Here is an 18,492-nt window from a genome sequence, read left to right on the forward strand (position 1 = left end):
TAAAAAAACTTATTTATTTCACATTTACCATTGACAGTGATAATGATTTTCATTATCATTTAATGTATATGAGTTCTCGAAAATAAAGGCTACATTTATAGGAGGAATAAAACATGATTATTGTTACAAATACAGCTAAAATTACAAAGGGAAATGGACATAAATTAATTGAGCGTTTTAATAAAGTAGGTCAAGTCGAAACGATGCCAGGCTTTTTAGGATTAGAAGTTCTTTTAACGCAAAATACAGTTGATTATGATGAGGTAACAATTAGCACACGCTGGAATGCAAAAGAAGATTTCCAAGGTTGGACGAAGAGCTCAGCATTTAAAGACGCTCACTCACATCAAGGCGGGATGCCAGATTATATTCTTGATAATAAAATCACTTACTACAATGTTAAAGTTGTACGTATGCCAATGGCTGCAGCACAGTAAACATAGTTCTTTTTTAAAGTATAGAATAGGAGAAGCGTTACCACTTCTCCTATTCTATACTTTTTTATTTACTGTCTTTTTACTAGCTTCGCATGCACGACTAACCTTCCTGCTTCTGGATCGAGTGCATAGTCGCACGTCGAAAGTGTTACGATTTGATCACTTGCTGTCAATTTTGTATCCGTTTTGTACAGCGATTTTTCTTGAATTTTCTCCAAAAATGATGTGTATTCCGTATCGTTGCTAAAATCCGTTTCAATGTAATAAAAATCAGTTGTTGTTGTATACACCGAGAACACTTCAAGATCATATCCTTCAAATAATGTATCGTAATATAATTTACGATGAGACATGAAGAACTCTTCATCTAACATTTTCTTTAAACTTCCAAACATAGAACCATCTTTCATACGGTGACCATATAAAATAGTATTTCGATTTTGAGATTTCACATCATTACGATAGTCCATAAAAATGCTTCCTGCTCTCATATCTTCACCTTTATAATTACGAAATAAATAGTAATCATTGTCTTTCGCCTGAACGATTGGATAATTAATTTGTGTATCATCCATCGTAATCCATCCAACTATTTCTTGGTTAATTTGCTGCAGAGCTTTGAACTGTTTACGTACTTCCCCGTCTTGTGATTGCTCTTCCATCGGACTCTTTTCATAAATGTTTTGTGCTTCGGCCATTACTTTACGATTTTCATAGTAATCCATGAAAATATCACCTAATTCATATACTGAATAGAAAAAGGTACCTAAAAAAACAACTGTAAGTATTCGTTGAAAAAAAGAATTCTTCTTCCGTTCTTTTTTACTACTCAAATCATCACCTCAAAACGGATTGTTCGCATATTTAAATACCCATTGGGACCATATACAACCCTGTATCTTCATCTTGCTTTACAACGACATCTACACCGTATATCGTCTTTATCATACTTTCTGTCACAACATCATTCGGCTTACCTTTCGTAACAATTTCGCCGTCTTTCATAACGATAATATGATTACTATAGCGAATCGCCTGATTGATATCATGTAATACCATAACGATTGTCAATCCATGTACTTCATTTAACTCTTTTACTAGCTCTAATATTTCAAGTTGATAATAAATATCTAAATATGTTGTCGGTTCATCTAAAAAGAGCATTGGTGTTTTCTGAGCTAACGTCATGGCAATCCAAACACGTTGTCTTTCTCCACCAGATAAAGCGTGAATCTCTTTATCACGTTTACTTAGCAAATTCGTACATGCTAAAGCCCTTTCGATTGCTTCTCTATCTTCATCAGTTTGCGAGGAAAAAATATTTTTATGAGGCATACGACCATAACTTGTTAATTTCTCTACCGTCATGTCTGCCGGTGCTTCATTTTGTTGATGGACAACGGCTAACTTTCTAGCAAACTCTTTTGGTTTATATTGACTAATCGCCTTCCCGTCGAGTATTATCTCTCCGCTACGAGGATCGTGATTTCTTGACATCACGCCAAGTAATGTCGATTTCCCGCAACCGTTTGGACCAATAATTGTTGTAATTTTACCAATTTCTATTTCACTACTAACCGACTTTAATCGATCCGTTACATTATCATACGAAAAGGTTACATTTTTAATTTCCATGAACTTTATCACTCTTTCTAAGCAAGAATATTAAGAATGGGCCACCAATCACTGCCATAATCGTCGCTGCTGGAATTTCGTTAGGTGGCACAATTAACCTTCCAATCGTATCCGCCGTCAAAATTAATAACGCTCCTGCAAGAGCAGAAAATGGAATTAATACTTTATGATCCGAACCGACTAGTTGTCTTGAAATGTGCGGAACGAGTAATCCTACGAAAGCAATAACACCTGCAATCGCTGTTGATACTGCCGCTAAAAGTACTGCAATAGCAGAAATAATAAGACGAACTCTCGTCACGTGCAAACCTAAGTTTTTCGCAGTCTTATCTTGTAGCAATAATAAGTTACACCAAGCTCCTACAAACAGAGCAAGAATAAGACCAATTGTTCCATATGTAACCATTATTTCTACATCGCCCCACGTCTTCATCGTTATGTTAGAAGTCGTCGTTTGCTTAATACTCTTAATGAAGTATCCGCAAATCGTAATGAACGATTCATTTAATCCAGTGAACATTGCATTAATAGCTATACCAACTAAAATAATGCGAAGCGGACTTAACCCTGACTTCCATGAAAATGCATAAACGAGATAACATGCAAACGCACCACCTAAAAAGGCGAATACGGGTGTCCAGAAAAAGAATTGCGGGAATAACGTAATAATAACAAGTGTCATAAAACTTGCTCCAGAAGATATCCCAATTACCCCAGCATCAGCAAGTGGATTTTTCATAACAGCTTGAAAAAGCACACCTGAAACGGCCAGAGCTGCTCCAGTAAATAGTGCAATAATAATACGTGGGAAACGTAAATCTTTAATCACTTCAACATCTTCATTCCCCCCTGTAAATATCCCTTGCACAAGCTCAACAATACCTATTTCTAAACTCCCTTTCATCGCTGACAATGATGTCATAACAATAAGCAATGCAGTAACAATGAGGAAACTCCAAGTTTTTTTATTCATTCCACTCTTCCTTTATATTAAAATGCATCACGGATACATCATTTTTTTCAATTCATCTAACGCTTCAATTGCTGCTAAATTACCTGTCGTTCCAAATAAGCGCTCTTCTAAATCGTAAACACGGTTATTTTTAACTGCAGCGAAATGTTTCCAAATATCATTTGTTTTAAATTCTTTATCAAACATTTTCACAACTTCATCAGGCATACCATGAGCTGCTCGTAAAATAATATCTGGATCAGCTTTTTTTAAATACTCTGTATTAGAAGCTAAATACTCTACTTGTTCACCTTGCACAATATTTTTACCACCTAGTTGTTTCACTAAATCTCCAATATAAGAATGCTCTGTTGCTACTAAATAACTCCCTGGTACACCTAATAAAATAAGCACTGTCGGTTCTTTCTTTCCCTTTACTGCTTTTTTAATCTCTACAACCTTGTTATCTAACTTCGTTACAACTGCTTCAGCCTGCTTTTCACGTCCATATCGCTTACCTAAATCGCTAATGGAATTTTGCATATTTTTCAAGCTTGTTAAATCTAAAAAGTTTGCTTTCATGCCCACACCATCAAAAACTGGCTTTAATTCATATTCAAGTGTTGTCACGGATAAAACTTCTGACGGCTTTAACGATTTTACCTTTTCCATATCAGGACTCATCGGATTCCCGACTTCAGATAAACCTTTATATCTCTTTGGTAAATCTTTCGTACTTGTTGGAACACCAACTAAATCTACTTCTAACGCATCCATAATTTCAGTAACAGCAACTGTCGTTGCAACAATTCTCTCTTTACTCTCACTCTTTACCTGTTTTGCTGCTTCTTTTTTGGGCGCCGAGCATCCAGCTATACTCACTAATAGAATGATAGCCATTAGTACACTAGCAATTTTCTTCACTCTCAATCACCACTCCTTTCCAAACAATATGAAACAAGTCTTGATGCATGCGAACATGCATCAAGACTCCAAAAATTACAATCTTCCTGCTCTATATTTACGAACTAGTAAAGCAAGTGACCCAAGCAATAGCACCATGTATAAACCTAGTTGTGCTGTATCTGCCGTTTTTGAGTTTTTCTCTTTTTTCGAATCATTTTTTTGATCTTCTTTTTTCTTCTTATCATCTGCATTTCGGTTAAAATCAGGATTATCTACTTTTTTCACATTATCTACTTTCGGTGTAATCACCGGATTGTTCGGATCATTTTTCGGATCTTTTTTTGGATCCTCTTTAATCGTTCCTAACGCACCAATATTATTTGTATCAAATTGAATTTGGACATCGTAGAAATGATGGTAGTTCATTTCGTTGATATCAACTTTTACTTTTGCATTTAATTTTGCAAATAAATCACTTACTTCAAATTGCACTACTCTCGTATTTGCATTTTTATCTTCGCTTACTACTTTCGCATCAGCAAAAAGACTGTTATTTTCCGTTTGGAATTTTGTAATCCATGCACTATTTTTCAACGTCATCTCAATGTATTTTTTACCATCTTTAACGATTAATTTTGCTGGGTGTACAGTATAGTCATGCATCTTTGAAAGCTCATTTGTTTTATCTTTTAACACTTTAAATGGAATATCATATTGACCATCCACTAAATTTTTCGGATCAACTATTACTTTTGGTTGATTATTTCCGCCTTGGTTGTCGTTTCCACCTTGGTTGCCGTTTCCGCCTTGGTTGTCGTTTCCACCTTGGTTGCCGTTTCCGCCTTGGTTGCCGTTTCCGCCTTGGTTGTCGTTTCCGCCTTGGTTGTCGTTTCCGCCTTGGCTACCTAAAACTTTAATACTATCTTGATCAAATACAAATTGAACATCGTAGAAATGGTGATAATTCATCGCATCAATATCTACTTTTACTTTTGCGTTTAATTTTTTAGATAAATCATCTACTTCTAACTCTACTACTTTCGTATTTTGCTCTTTATTCTCACTTAACACTTTTGCGTTAACAAAAGAACTATTCTTTTCAAACTCAAACTTTGTAATCCATGCACTATTCGTTAATGTAAACGATACATACTTCTTACCATCCTTCACTTTTAGTACAGCTGGACTCTTTGTATATGTGTTCATCATTGAGATTTCTTCTGTTTTATCTTTTAGAACTTTAAAGCCAATGCTGTATTCACCATCTTTAAGGGCTTTTGGATCAATGGTTGTGTTGTTACCTTGGTTATTGTTTCCTCCTTGATTATCGTTTCCGCCTTGGTTATTGTTTCCTCCTTGGTTATTGTTTCCGCCTTGGTTATTGTTTCCACCTTGGTTATTGTTTCCGCCTTGGTTGTCATTTCCACCTTGGTTATCGTTTCCGCCTTGGTTATCATTTCCACCTTGGTTATCGTTTCCGCCTTGGTTATCTAACGGTTTAACGCTACCTTTATCAAATGCAAATTGAATGTCGTAGAAATGATGATAATTCATTGAATCGATATCTACTTGTACTTTTGCATTTAACTTTTTAGATAAATCGTCTACTTCCACTTCCACTACGCGTGTATCGGCTTTTTTATCTTCACTTAATACACTCGCATTAACAAACGAACCATTTTTCTCAAATTCAAACTTTGTAATCCATGCACTATTCGTTAATGTGAATGATACATATTTTTTACCATCTTTCACTTTTAACACGCCTGGACTCTTCGTATACGTGTTCATCATTGAAATTTCTTCTGTTTGATCTTTTAAAGCTTTGAAACTGATGCTGTATTCGCCGTCTTTCATTGTTTCAACATTCGGCTTCTCTACTTCTGGTTTCTCTACCTCTGGCTTTTTATCACCATCTGGTTGCTTTTCTTCGTTCTTAATTGGCTCAAGTTTATCTTGATTAAATTGAAGTTGTAATTCATGCGTTTGTTTATAATTTTGTGATGCCACTTCAATAAATACTTTTGCATTCAACTTTTTAGATAAACTGTCTACTTCAAATTCTACTACTCTTGTATTTTTCTCTTTATCTTCACTTACTACTTTCGCATCAACAAATGAACCATCTTTTTCTATTTGGAAATTTTTAATTGATGCGTTATCTGTTAATGTTACAGTCGCTTTTTTCTTACCGTTTTCTACTTTTAATACTACTGGACTTATTAGCTTGTCTTTCATTCTAGATTCTTCATCTGTCTTATCTTTTAATACTTTAAATGGAATGCTGTACTCTCCATCTTTAATTGTTTCAACTTCTGGTTTTTCTACTTCCGGCTTTTTATCTCCATCCGGTTGTTTCTCTTCGTTTTTAATTTGTTCAAGCTTATCTTGTCCAAATAAAAGTTGCACATCATGTGTTTGCTTATAGTTTCTTGATGCCATTTCGATAAATACTTTTGCATTTAGTTTTTTAGATAAATCGTTCACTTCAAACTCTACTACTCGTGTATCTTTTTCTTTATCTTCACTCACTACTTTCGCATCAACAAATGCACCATCTTTTTCCGTTTGGAAATTTTTAATTAATGAGCTACTTGTTAGTGTTACAATTGCCTTTTTCTTACCGTTTTCTACTGTTAATACTCCTGGATTTACCATGTAAGTATTCATCTTAGATTCTTCATCTGTCTTATCTTTTAACACTTTAAATGGAATACTATAATTCCCATCGTTAATTGTGTTAGAATTGGGTTGTTGATCTGGGTCAGGCTTTTGGTCGGGCTTCTGACTTGGATCCGGTTTTTCATTTGGATCTGGCTTATTTGCTGGATCCTCTTTTTCATTTGGTTTTTCTACATGAATCGGTGTAACACTATTTTGATCAAATGCAATACGCACATCATAGTCATGATGATAATTTAAAAAGTCTATGTCTACTTTTACTTTCGCATTTAATACTTTCTCTACATCGTCCACTTCAAATTCTACTACTCGTGTATCTTTTTCTTTATCTTCACTAATTACATTTGTCGCAACAAACTGGCCACTTTTTTCTGTTTCAAACTTCGTAATCCATGAACTATGTTCTAACGTAAAGGATACCTTCTTCTTCCCATCCTTCACTTTTAAAGTTCCTGGACTTACAGAGTATTGATTCATCATAGATTCTTCATCTGATGTATCCTTAAGAACTTTGAAACCGATTGAATATTCACCGTCAGCCAACTGGGTAGCTGCTTGAACTGCAAGTGGTTGTAATGTTGATACGAATGTAAATACCATTAAAAACATAGCAACAATAATTTTTACATACCTGTTCAATGGAACGACTCTCCCTTTTGAAAATTTTTTAATTATTTAATACTGTTCCCATCAAATACAAAACGAATATCATATGAAGCATTATAATTAATAATTGGGATATTAATTTTCACCTTGCCATTTAGTTTTTTTGACAAGTCAGCAACTTCAAATTCTACAACTCTAGTATTCTCTTTTGTATTTTCACTTAACACAGTAGCTTCTACGAATTGACCATTTTTTTCTACTTGTAAACTTTTAATAGAAGTACTATCTTTCACTTTGAATGAAACATATTGTTTTCCATCTTTAACTGTTAATGTTGCCGGACTTTCAAAATAACTATTCATTCTAGATGATTCATCTTTATCGCCTTTCCATACAGTAAAAGCAATATTATATTTTCCATCAGCCAATTTTGTAGCAGCCTTTGTATCTTGTAAACCTAGTGTTGCTATAAACGTAAATAAAACAGCAAATACGGCAATAATTATTTTAAATTGTTTAAACATATATTCATCACCCTTCAAAAGATTTATTTACTTAACTTCACTTTACGAATTAAGAAAACACCTGAAATAAGAATTAACACTGCAAATAATCCGATGCGTGCTTCATCGCCTGTTTTTGGGTTATCTGTTTTTTCAGCTTTACCACTTTCATTTGTTCCTTTGTTCGCCTCTTTATTTGTTTCTTTATTCTCTTCTTCTTTTACTTTTGTATCTGTTTTTGTCTGATCATTATTCTTTGTTGCAGCAGTTACCTTATTCTCTCCACCTACCGCTTTTACATTTGCATCAAACGCAAAGCGAATTGTGTAGTTATGGTCATAATTTACGTTAGGTACAACAACATGAATTTTTACAGCTGCTGGTTTAGATAGGTCGTCTATTTTAAACTCTACAGTTCTTTTATCTGCAGATTCATCTTTACTAACAACTTTTGCATCAACAAAGTTCCCGTTCTCTGGTGCTTTAAATTCTGTAATCCAAGCACTATGATTCATAGGAATTTGTACCCTCATCTCACCATTTTTCACAATTAACTTAGCTGGTTTTTCAAAATAATCATTTGCCATTGAAGCTGAATCATTTTCTGCTTTTTGTATGACATAGTTAATATCGTAAGTACCGTCAGCTACATTTGCCGAAGCTTGTCCAAATGGCACTACGAAAAAAGCTAGCATACATACGAATGTCATAATAAAAGCGGGTAATACCGAAAACTTTCTCATTTACCTTACTGCCTCCTTGTTTTCCTTTTTTGAAAATGATAATTATTCTCAATATATAAGAAAAAAATAATCTTTCTATCTCTATTTTATAACGAGTAACAATATGTAGTTAGAAATGTATTGATTATCATTCTCATTGATAGGTAAAAAAATAATCCCACCAATTTTTCCTATAAGAATAAACATAAAACTCTTTCATCATTTTATTGATTATCATTCTCAACGAAGTTCAAAAAAAATAAACCGCCTAATTCTATCGTTCTATCACCTCTTCTTACAAAAATGATATAGTCATAGAAAACCTCTTCCCTTCCAATATTTCCACAACTAAGTCAATCTTAGCCTACTGGTAATTTTTTTGTCAACTATATTACGTATAATTTTTTAAATATCCGAATTCTTCTATATATAATTTTTCTACAAAAAAAGAGGCTTTCTTTTAAAGAAAGCCTCTTCCCCTTATTTTTCTACAGCAATTTCTTGCTTTTGAAATAAAGAAACTACATATCCAATTGCAATTCCGATGATACCCGGAACTAGCCAACCAATCCCTACACTATATAATGGAATTTTATCTAAAATAGGAGCAAGAGCCGCTACTTGAAGATTTGCATTATGCAATCCATCAAAGAAGCTAATTGCAAATGCGCCTACAATACCACCTACATACATAGCTAATGGAAGACGAATATAGTTTTCAACAAGTGATAATACAATCAGTACGATACCAATTGGGTAAATTGCAATTAAAATTGGTAATGCTAATGCATTTAACTGAGTTAATCCAAGATTCGCTACCATAAATGCTAATACACAGAAAATGAAAATGACTTTTTGATAAGAAAGCTTTGGTAATAAGGAAGAAAAATATTCTCCACAAGCTGCAACAATACCTACAGAAGTTGTTAAACATGCCGCTGTAATTGCGATCCCTAATAATAGAGTTCCGTAACTACCAAATAAATGATTTACAACGTTTGTTAAAATAATTCCTCCGTTTGCTCCCATTCCAAGAGACACACTAGAAGCTCCCAGATAAGCAAGTGCTAAATAAACAAGTAGTAAACCGAGCGCTGCAATAAATCCTGCAAAGATTGTTACTTTTGCAATGCTATTCTTATTTGTAACGCCTTTTGCTTTTAAAGCATTAATAACAACATTTCCGAAAACAAGTGCTGCAAGTCCATCTAAAGTTAAATAGCCATCAATAAAACCTTTAAAGAGCGGAGCATTATACGCTTCTGTCGGTGCACCAAATTCTCCAATTGGTGTAATAATTGCTTTACCTACGATAATTGCTATAACAGCTAACAAAATCGGAGTTAATACTTTACCGATGCGGCCCACTAATTTCGATGGGTTTAAAGCTAAATAGAAAGTTACTGCAAAGAAAATGAATGTAAAGATAACAAGTGGATAAGATTGACCAGCTATCTCACTTGGTAAAAATGGTGCAACACTCATTTCATAAGCAACTGTTCCTGTACGCGGAACACTTACGAATACGCCTAAACATAAATAAATTGCAGTGATAAAAACAAGTGCGAATACAGGGTGTACACGTCCCGCTAGCTCATTAATATCTCCCTTTAGAGCTATAACAATTACCCCTAATAAAGGTAATCCAACACCTGTTACGATAAAGCCAAATAACGCGATCCATACATCTGTTCCAGCACCTTGTCCTAAAGCTGGCGGAAAAATCATATTACCTGCACCGAAAAATAGTGCAAACAACATTAAACTTATTGCAAACATCTCAGAAAACTTTAAAGATGATTTCATTTCTACTAACCTCCTAAATAATTTATTAACAAAATATTCTGAATTAAAATCCGTCATATGTCCTCTTTCAAGCATACTTCCCCGTAAAAGAACGCAAAAAACACCCGTCCCTAACAAAGGGACGAGTGTTGAAATCGTGGTTCCACCCTTATTCTAATAAAATGAATTTATAGCAAAATAAGCTCATTTTATAGCTCGTGTAAATTGATAACGGTTTTATCCGCCAAGAATTACAATGCATCATGCAGTTCACTCTTGAAGTTTAGAGGTGGTAAGTTTGTCTTTCCGTATTAGGAAGCTCACAGCCTAGGCTTCCCTCTCTGAGAATCGTCAAAAACAACTCATGTCCTCATCATTACTTTTATAAAATATCTTGTCGAAACTTGTTGTTTTTTATTATATGGGCTATTTTTTAAAAAATCAATAGTTTTATTTTTTCTGACAAAAAAATATAGGGAGAAAATTTTCCCTCCCTATAACTGCCCTATTAATATTTCTAATTCCTCAGATGTAACGCTCCGCCATTTTCCCACTTCTAGATTATCTAGCTCTATATTCATAATACGAGCTCGCTTTAGCTTTGTTACAGTAAACCCGAAAGCACGGCTCATTCTACGAATTTGTCTGTTCATTCCTTGCGTTAAAACGATGCGAAATGTAGATTGATCCACTCTCTTCACTTTACATGGTTTCGTCATTCCATCTTTAATCTTTACACCGCTGGACATTTCATTAATAAACCAATCTGTAAACGGCTTATCGACAGTAACAACATATTCTTTCTCGTGCTCATGATCACCATGTAAAATTTGATGGGCAATGGCGCCATCATTCGTTAATAAAATTAGTCCTTCCGACGCTTTATCTAATCGCCCAACAGGAAAGATACGCTCTGGGTAATTGATATAATCAATAATATTATCTTCAATATGATTGGCTGCTGTACAAGTAATACCGACTGGTTTATGAAAGGCGATATACACCTTTTCCTTCTCTTCTTTTGCAATAACCTGTCCATCAATCGTTACCACATCATCATCGCTCACGAATGCACCGTGCGTACATATTTCGCCGTTAATTGCAGCGCGTCCTGCTTTAATGAGACGGTCTGTTTCGCGTCTTGAGCAAGATTTTGCTTCGCTTATGTATTGGTTGATTTTCATAGCTTATTCCTTTTCCTATATATTAAAAGCGTCAATCTATGGCAATATCTCTCTGCCACGATTGACGCTCGTTTACTTCGCAAAAACAACTAAATAAATAACCCCAATCACCAAAAATATTCCACAACAAGCTAACAATACTTTTGCAAGTTTGTCCATAAACATATAATGGTTCCCCTTTGTTTCGTTGTTTGCTATTTTAATTCGACAACTGTTACGCCTAGGCCTCCCTCGCCCATGTCACCGTAGCGGTAGTTTTTCACGCCGCGATGTTTCTTCAAGTAATCTTGTACACCTTGGCGAAGCGCTCCTGTTCCTTTACCGTGAATAATTGATACGCGCGGATAGCTTGCAAGCTGTGCATCATCTAAATATTTTTCAACGCGCATCATTGCATCTTCATAACGTTCACCGCGAAGATCAAGCTCTAACGAAACGTGATAATCTCTACCCTTCACACTTGCAACTGCTTTTTTCTCAGTTTGCTTCGGTGTATTAATGTATTCCATATTGGATTCTTTCACTTTCATCTTCAGAATACCAATTTGTACGCTCCACTCTGTATCACTTACTTTTTCAAGCAATTGACCTTTTTGACCGAACGTTAACACTTTTACTTCATCACCTGCGCGTAATTGTTGTTTTGGCGCTGTGTTTTTCACGTTTACTTTTTGTTTCTTCACAAGCTCTGGCGCCGCACCTTCTAGACGGCTCTTTGCTTCAATAAGCTCATGGTCTTTCACGTTTATAAGCTGTGCTTTACGCAATTGACGAAGTTCTCGAATAATGCCTTCTGCTTCTTTCTTTGCAGCTTCGACTTTTTCTTCCCCTTCTTTTTGCGCTTTTAATAATTTTTCATCGCGCTCATCATTAAATTCAATAATTTGACGTTGTAATTCGCGATGCAGTTTTTCAGATTGCTTGCGAAGAGCTTCTGCTTCGTTCCAGTCACGCTCTGCATTCTTTTGACTTTCTTCTAACTTCGCAATCATATTTTCAATTTTGTTTGTATCTGTACTAATGTGGTTACGAGCTTGATCAATCACGCGATCAGATAATCCAAGGCGCTTCGAAATTTCAAAGGCATTACTACGTCCTGGTACACCGATTAATAATTTATACGTTGGGCTTAATGTATTCACGTCGAACTCAACGCTCGCATTAATAACTTTCTCACGGTTATATCCGTATGCTTTTAATTCTGGGTAATGCGTCGTAGCAACAACGCGAGCACCACGATTACATACTTCATCTAAAATTGAAATTGCTAATGCAGCCCCTTCTTGCGGGTCTGTTCCAGCACCTAATTCATCGAATAAAACTAAGCTTTCAAAATCAGCTTTTTCTAAAATATCAACAATGTTCACCATATGTGAGGAGAACGTACTTAAACTTTGTTCAATCGATTGCTCATCACCAATATCAGCAAAAATATTTTTGAATACACAAATCTCTGACTCATCCATTACTGGAATATGAAGACCAGACTGCGCCATTAATACACAAATACCAACTGTTTTCAGCGTAACTGTTTTACCACCTGTATTCGGTCCTGTAATAACAATTGTCGTGAAATCTTTCCCTAACATAATGTTATTTGGCACGATAATTTCTGAATCAATAAGTGGATGACGTGCTTGTCTTAAATCCATATAACGCTCGTTATTTACGATTGGTTTCGTTGCTTTTATACGCTTCGCATAAAAAGCTTTCGCAAAAATAAAGTCAAGATTCGCAACTACTTCTACATTAGATAAAACGATATCCGCTTCTACTGCCACTTCTTCTGTTAACATCAATAAGATGCGTTCTACTTCTTGTTTTTCCTTCACGCGTGCTTCTTGAAGTGCGTTATTTAATTCTACAATGACTTGCGGTTCAATAAATAACGTTTGTCCAGAAGCAGATTGATCGTGAACAATACCGCCATATACGCCGCGGTATTCTTGTTTTACCGGAATTACGTAACGTTCGTTACGAATCGTTACAATCGAGTCAGATAACATCTTTTGCGCGTTTGAAGAACGCGTCATGTTTTCTAACTTCTCACGAATACGGCTTTCCGCAGTACGAATTTGAGTACGAATACCACGCAGTTTATCACTTGCGCTATCGACTACTTCACCGCCATCACCGATACAATTTGTAATTTTCTTTTCTAAATCATATAAAGATACAATTTGAGCGACATGAGTTGCTAAAATCGGAAGCTCAACACCATTATCAACCATATCTTCAATGAAACGTTTCATATTTCGACTACCATACATCGTATTAGCGATATCAAGTAGTTCATTTGGGCTTAACATACTCCCAATCTTTGCACGCTTCACATTTGAGCGAATATCTGTAATACCACCTAATGGTGCACTACCTTTTAAACGAATGACTTTCGCCGCTTCATCCGTTGTATCTTGCATTTCTACAATTTCTTCAAAATCAGTGCTTGGCACTAAATGCTTCACTTTGTCACGGCCAAGTGAAGAGGCTGTATGTTCAAGTAATTGTTCTTTTATTTTATTGTATTCTAATACACGCAACGTTCTTTCTAACATGTTGCAGGTCCCCCTTGTGTTACTTATTACGTTTAATATAGTCTAATAAACGTTCAATATCCCACGTGTTAATCACGTTATCTTTTTGAATCCAACCTTTACGTGCTGCTGCTACACCTGTTTCCATATCTTCTAACATTTCAAGCGTATGAGCATCCGTATTAATCGCTACTTTTACACCAGCATCTTGTGCTTGTTTTAATAATTTCGCGCTTAAATCTAGACGGTTTGGATTCGCATTTAATTCTAAAACTGTATTTGTTTCTTTTGCGAGCTCGATTAATAAATCTGTATCCACATCATAGCCCTCGCGGCGTCCAAGAAGACGTCCTGTCGGATGAGCAATCATTGTGACATGCTTATTCTCCAGCGCAGCACGAAGACGTTTCATAATCGTTTCACGGTCTTGTGAGAAGCTAGAGTGAATCGCTCCAATTACATAATCTAATTCTGCTAATACTTCATCATCAAAATCAAGTGTTGCATCCGGTAAAATGTCCATTTCAATTCCGCGTAAAATTGTAATGTCTGGATATTTTTCGTTCATACGTTCAATTTCTTTTGCCTGTTCACGAAGGCGTTCTTTCGTTAAACCATTCGCTACTTTTAAGTATTGTGAATGGTCGGTAATTGCCATAAATTTATAACCACGAGCACGACATGCCTGTACCATTTCCTCAATCGAAAAGGCACCGTCACTCCACGTTGTATGCATATGTAAATCACCTTGTATATCAGAGAACTGAATTAAGTTCGGATACTCTTTAATTAATTCAATTTCTTTTCCATCTTCACGCACTTCTGGTGGGATGAATGGAAGACCGAAATGAGCGAAGAACTCCTCTTCTGTTTCAAATGTTCTCACTTCACCTGTTTCTAAGTTTTCTACACCGTATTCACTAATTTTCTCGCCTCTATCTTTCGCAATTTGGCGCATTTTTACGTTATGGTCTTTTGATCCTGTGAAATGGTGAAGGGTTGTAATAAATTCTTCTGGTTTTACTAAACGGAAATCGATTGAAATATCATATTCATATTGAAGACGAACAGAAACTTTTGTATCTCCACTTGCGATTACTTCAATCATATTATCAAATTGCAGTAAATGCTCACGTACTGCAGCTGGTTCTGTTGTTGCAATGATAAAATCTAAATCTTTCACTGTTTCACGAACACGACGCAAACTACCAGCACGAGAGAAACGAATTACTTCAGCAATATTCGACAATTTCTCCTCTATTTCCCCGGCAATAGGCAATACCATTGCGATTGGTAAACGCTCTGGACGAGATCCTACTTGATCGATTGCTTCTAATATTTTCTCTTCTGTCTTCTTACCGAAACCTGCTAAAGCTTGTACTTTATTTTCCTCGCAAACCGCTTTTAGCGATTCCATATCAACAACACCAAGTTCTTTATATAACTTAGCTACCTTTTTACCACCAAGGCCTGGTAATTTTAATAACGGTAATAAGCTACTTGGCACTTCTTTTTCAAGCTCTTGTAATACTTCAGATGTTCCCGATTCTATATATTCTTGAATAACTGCCGCTGTTCCTTTTCCAATGCCCGGAATCTTCGTAAAATCTTCAATCTCAGAAAGACTACGATCGTCACTTTCTAATGCTGCCGCCGCCTTACGAAATGCAGATATTTTAAATGGATTCGCGCCCTTTAGTTCCATAAAAAGCCCAATTGTCTCTAGTAATTTAATAACTTGTTTTTTATTTACTTTCATCATTATCCCGCCTTTCTTTCATAGAAAAAAACTCCTCTTTCCGAAAAAAGAGAAGTTATACTCTGCTACCTGTCTGCCATAGTTCCTTCACCTTTTCAGAAAGAATCGGTGTATCGTCTACAATTATTTTGCTAATTGATGATTTTTGTAATGGTGTTTGTATTTGTTCAATTGGAAGAATGTTTCCAACGATAATTAAAACAAACAAAATAATATATACTTCTAAAAATCCGAGGATTGCCCCCGCAAACGCATTGACTTGCTTTAAAACCGGTATTTCTGCAAACATATTTAACAAATTACCAAGTAATGAAAGTGCAATTTTTGTAATAATAAACAATATGATAAACGCAAGCGCTTGATAAAATACTGTTTCAATATTATTTGCATCAATCCATTCTGGAACAGATACGTTTTTATCAAATGGATACGGAATAAATTTCGCAAGTGCTGGCGCTAAATCTTTACAGTACCAGTATGCAACAAGGTATGCGATAATAAAGCTTGTTAACTTTACAAGTTGCAGAATAAACCCTCTGCGTAAGCCGAGGAAAAATCCCATAACAAGCAGTAAAATGATAATAATATCAATCATGTTATTCCATTCCTTTTTTTGTCATACTTTCTTTCAATTTCTCATGTTCTTCTTTTAATTTTATGTAATCGTGTATGACGTTTACTGCCGTCAATACCGCTAGTCTACTCGTGTCAAGCGAAGGATTCTTGGCATTGAGTTCGCGCATTTTATCATCCACAATCGCAGCTACCATGCGGATATGACTTGTACTTTCATCGCCAACAACTGAATATTGTTGACCATAGATTTCTACATTAATTCGACTTTTCTTTCCCTTTTGTTGTGACAACTCACCGGCCTCCAATCACGTACAGAATCCTAAAGTTTATCATACCATGAACCATCATATTATGGAAACAGAAAGAACAATCCGATATGATAAAAATAACAATATAAAAAAAGGAGCGACCATCTTGTCAAATTCTATCGTAATACAAACAAGTTCTACAGTAATTGAAGACATGAAACAACAATATAAACAGGCGCTTAGCCCAAAAACCCCACAAGGCGGGATCTTCATGGCAAAGGTGCCATCTTGCACGATTACAGCTTATAAATCTGGAAAAGTAATGTTCCAAGGAGGCCGTGCTGAAGCAGAAGCTTCTCGTTGGCAAACTGTCTCTCAAACACCGAAAACAGCTGTAAAAAAATCTGTCGATTCACACCGTTATGCCCCCCCTGCTTCCGTCGGTACAATGTCTATCGTAGGGTCAGATGAAGTTGGTACTGGTGATTTCTTCGGACCGATGACAGTAGTTGCTGTATATGTGGATGCGAAGCAAATCCCACTGTTAAAAGAACTTGGTGTAAAAGACTCTAAAAACTTAAATGACGATCAAATTTCTGCTATTGCGAAACAACTTCTACACGTTGTTCCTTACAGCTCTCTTGTCCTTCATAACGAAAAATATAACGAGCTATTTGATAAAGGAAACAACCAAGGTAAGTTAAAAGCTTTACTACATAATAAAGCTATTACAAACTTATTAGCTAAAATTGCACCTACAAAACCTGAAGGCGTCTTAATCGATCAATTCACACAACCTGATACATACTACAAATATTTAGCAAAGCAAAAGCAGGTACAGCGTGAAAATGTTTACTTCGCAACGAAAGGTGAAAGTGTCCATTTAGCAGTAGCCGCTGCTTCTATTTTAGCTCGTTACTCATTCGTAAAACAGTTTGATGAACTAAGCAAAAAAGCCGGTATGCCACTTCCAAAAGGTGCTGGTAAACAAGTTGATATTGCAGCTGCTAAATTAATTCAAAAGCTTGGTAAAGAACGCTTACCTGAGTTTGTAAAAATGCATTTCGCTAATAGGGAAAAGGCGCTTCGCTTATTAAAATAGTATCGACAAAAACAGGAGCCTACAAACTCCTGTTTTTTTGTTTCCCCTACTATTATCCTTATAATTTTGTTACAATTAAAATATACAGATTATTCTAACATAGGAGATAATTCCCATTGCTACTTCTACAAATGATTCTAAATATTTTACTAGGCGATCCACACGAAAGACAGTTCGAAATTAGAGAAAACATTCAGCTACTAAGTGAACAACGAGAGTTCAACGATTTAATAGAGCGTTATGACCGGTCTTTCTTATTAAATTTTCGGATTCGAAGATTTATCGGGAAACACGATGCCCGCTTGTTAATACATAATCCAGTAAAACTACAACACTTCTGTGAGGAACTTGAGTTTATGATTAGAGGAAAAAGATTGTTTACATAAGGAGGGAATTCATATGAACGCTTTAAAAGTTAAAAAGTTATTATATGTTTTCGTACACCTCGTGGGCCCGCTTTCTTACCTCACTATTTCTACCATTTAGGGAGCTTTTTTCACTACTAAATCCACATTTGAAAATATATCTGATAATCTTGGTGTGATGGCCATCTACTACGTGCTCATGAGCTTACTATGGTTTTTCTATTTAGACCGATTAGACAAAGATGTAGATAACATTACAAAAGAGATCAATAATAATAAGATATAATACATAAAAAAGGAGAGCCGCCAAGACTCTCCTTTTTTATGTTAGCTTCGTTTCTGCTTCTTATTTGATGAAGATACTTTATAAGAACCTGTTTCATGTGTCGTCGTTCCTTGTCCTTCTACTTCTGGAGAACCAAGGCTTGATCTTGAATGATCTTTTTTTACTTTTTTACTCATTTATATTCACCCCTTCGCGTTACTTTTTGCTACG

General features: G+C 35.5%; 17 protein-coding genes, 1 pseudogene and 1 other annotated feature. Of the genes and pseudogenes, 4 read left to right on the forward strand and 14 right to left on the reverse strand.

The genetic code is table 11. The annotated features are described in order from the left end of the window. Nucleotides 1–113 precede the first annotated feature (113 nt). Nucleotides 114–437 (forward strand): heme oxygenase, encoded by a 324-nt coding sequence (gene isdG / locus J0835_RS22260; protein ID WP_087982258.1) that lies wholly within the window; start codon nucleotides 114–116, stop codon nucleotides 435–437. 68 nt (nucleotides 438–505) lie between these two features. Here isdG and srtB read toward each other — a convergent pair whose 3' ends face one another. The 13 genes from srtB to zapA form a co-directional block, all read right to left on the reverse strand. Next, entirely contained in the window at nucleotides 506–1,270 is a 765-nt protein-coding gene (gene srtB, locus J0835_RS22265; RefSeq protein ID WP_087982261.1) for a class B sortase, read from the reverse strand. 31 nt (nucleotides 1,271–1,301) lie between these two features. Further along, a complete protein-coding gene (locus J0835_RS22270; RefSeq protein WP_087982263.1) occupies nucleotides 1,302–2,072 on the reverse strand; it encodes an ABC transporter ATP-binding protein in 771 nt (256 codons plus the stop codon). Then, a complete protein-coding gene (locus tag J0835_RS22275) occupies nucleotides 2,062–3,045 on the reverse strand; it encodes a FecCD family ABC transporter permease (protein ID WP_087982265.1) in 984 nt (327 codons plus the stop codon). The genes J0835_RS22270 and J0835_RS22275 overlap by 11 nt, the downstream gene beginning before the upstream one ends. Before the next feature lie 27 nt (nucleotides 3,046–3,072). Then, the gene (gene isdE, locus J0835_RS22280) at nucleotides 3,073–3,954 is read right to left on the reverse strand and encodes a heme ABC transporter substrate-binding protein IsdE (RefSeq protein WP_140386897.1); all 882 of its coding nucleotides are present in this window, start codon (nucleotides 3,952–3,954) and stop codon (nucleotides 3,073–3,075) included. Between the two features lie 69 nt (nucleotides 3,955–4,023). Continuing rightward, a complete protein-coding gene (locus J0835_RS22285; protein WP_087982268.1) occupies nucleotides 4,024–7,251 on the reverse strand; it encodes an NEAT domain-containing protein in 3,228 nt (1,075 codons plus the stop codon). A gap of 32 nt (nucleotides 7,252–7,283) precedes the next feature. Next, nucleotides 7,284–7,742 (reverse strand): NEAT domain-containing protein, encoded by a 459-nt coding sequence (locus J0835_RS22290; RefSeq protein ID WP_087982270.1) that lies wholly within the window; start codon nucleotides 7,740–7,742, stop codon nucleotides 7,284–7,286. Nucleotides 7,743–7,765: 23 nt separating this feature from the next. Continuing rightward, nucleotides 7,766–8,464: a heme uptake protein IsdC gene (isdC, locus tag J0835_RS22295; RefSeq protein ID WP_087982272.1), complete on the reverse strand. Its 699-nt coding sequence runs from the start codon at nucleotides 8,462–8,464 to the stop codon at nucleotides 7,766–7,768. A gap of 459 nt (nucleotides 8,465–8,923) precedes the next feature. Then, nucleotides 8,924–10,249 carry a branched-chain amino acid transport system II carrier protein BrnQ6 gene (gene brnQ6, locus J0835_RS22300; protein ID WP_087982274.1) on the reverse strand — a complete coding sequence of 442 codons (1,326 nt, stop codon included), beginning with the start codon at nucleotides 10,247–10,249 and terminating at the stop codon, nucleotides 8,924–8,926. A gap of 114 nt (nucleotides 10,250–10,363) precedes the next feature. Further along, nucleotides 10,364–10,614: a binding site (T-box leader), on the reverse strand. Between the two features lie 108 nt (nucleotides 10,615–10,722). Further along, the gene (locus J0835_RS22305) at nucleotides 10,723–11,412 is read right to left on the reverse strand and encodes a 23S rRNA pseudouridine(2604) synthase RluF (RefSeq protein ID WP_087982276.1); all 690 of its coding nucleotides are present in this window, start codon (nucleotides 11,410–11,412) and stop codon (nucleotides 10,723–10,725) included. Nucleotides 11,413–11,606: 194 nt separating this feature from the next. Next, nucleotides 11,607–13,967, reverse strand: a complete 2,361-nt coding sequence (locus tag J0835_RS22310) for an endonuclease MutS2 (protein ID WP_087982278.1) — start codon at nucleotides 13,965–13,967, stop codon at nucleotides 11,607–11,609. Between the two features lie 19 nt (nucleotides 13,968–13,986). Then, complete coding sequence (gene polX, locus J0835_RS22315; RefSeq protein ID WP_087982280.1) at nucleotides 13,987–15,705, reverse strand: DNA polymerase/3'-5' exonuclease PolX; 1,719 nt, start codon at nucleotides 15,703–15,705, stop codon at nucleotides 13,987–13,989. Nucleotides 15,706–15,760: 55 nt separating this feature from the next. Continuing rightward, the gene (locus J0835_RS22320) at nucleotides 15,761–16,300 is read right to left on the reverse strand and encodes a CvpA family protein (protein WP_000565411.1); all 540 of its coding nucleotides are present in this window, start codon (nucleotides 16,298–16,300) and stop codon (nucleotides 15,761–15,763) included. Between the two features lies 1 nt (nucleotide 16,301). After that, on the reverse strand, nucleotides 16,302–16,571 hold the full coding sequence (gene zapA / locus J0835_RS22325; RefSeq protein ID WP_000082701.1) for a cell division protein ZapA: 270 nt from the start codon (nucleotides 16,569–16,571) through the stop codon (nucleotides 16,302–16,304). A 124-nt stretch (nucleotides 16,572–16,695) separates the two neighbouring features. On the opposite strand from zapA, the gene rnhC reads away from it, so the two are divergent. From rnhC to J0835_RS22340, 3 genes and pseudogenes are all read left to right on the forward strand, one after another. After that, nucleotides 16,696–17,631 (forward strand): ribonuclease HIII, encoded by a 936-nt coding sequence (rnhC, locus tag J0835_RS22330; RefSeq protein ID WP_087982282.1) that lies wholly within the window; start codon nucleotides 16,696–16,698, stop codon nucleotides 17,629–17,631. Between the two features lie 116 nt (nucleotides 17,632–17,747). Beyond that, entirely contained in the window at nucleotides 17,748–18,017 is a 270-nt protein-coding gene (locus tag J0835_RS22335; protein ID WP_333728165.1) for a hypothetical protein, read from the forward strand. Nucleotides 18,018–18,030: 13 nt separating this feature from the next. Next, nucleotides 18,031–18,282, forward strand: a pseudogene (locus J0835_RS22340) (hypothetical protein). 41 nt (nucleotides 18,283–18,323) lie between these two features. Here J0835_RS22340 and J0835_RS22345 read toward each other — a convergent pair. Continuing rightward, nucleotides 18,324–18,458 (reverse strand): YuzL family protein, encoded by a 135-nt coding sequence (locus tag J0835_RS22345; protein WP_046958756.1) that lies wholly within the window; start codon nucleotides 18,456–18,458, stop codon nucleotides 18,324–18,326. Nucleotides 18,459–18,492 lie beyond the last annotated feature (34 nt).

It is taken from the genome of Bacillus cereus group sp. Sample62, from assembly GCF_036851315.1.
Lineage (GTDB): Bacteria > Bacillota > Bacilli > Bacillales > Bacillaceae_G > Bacillus_A > Bacillus_A wiedmannii.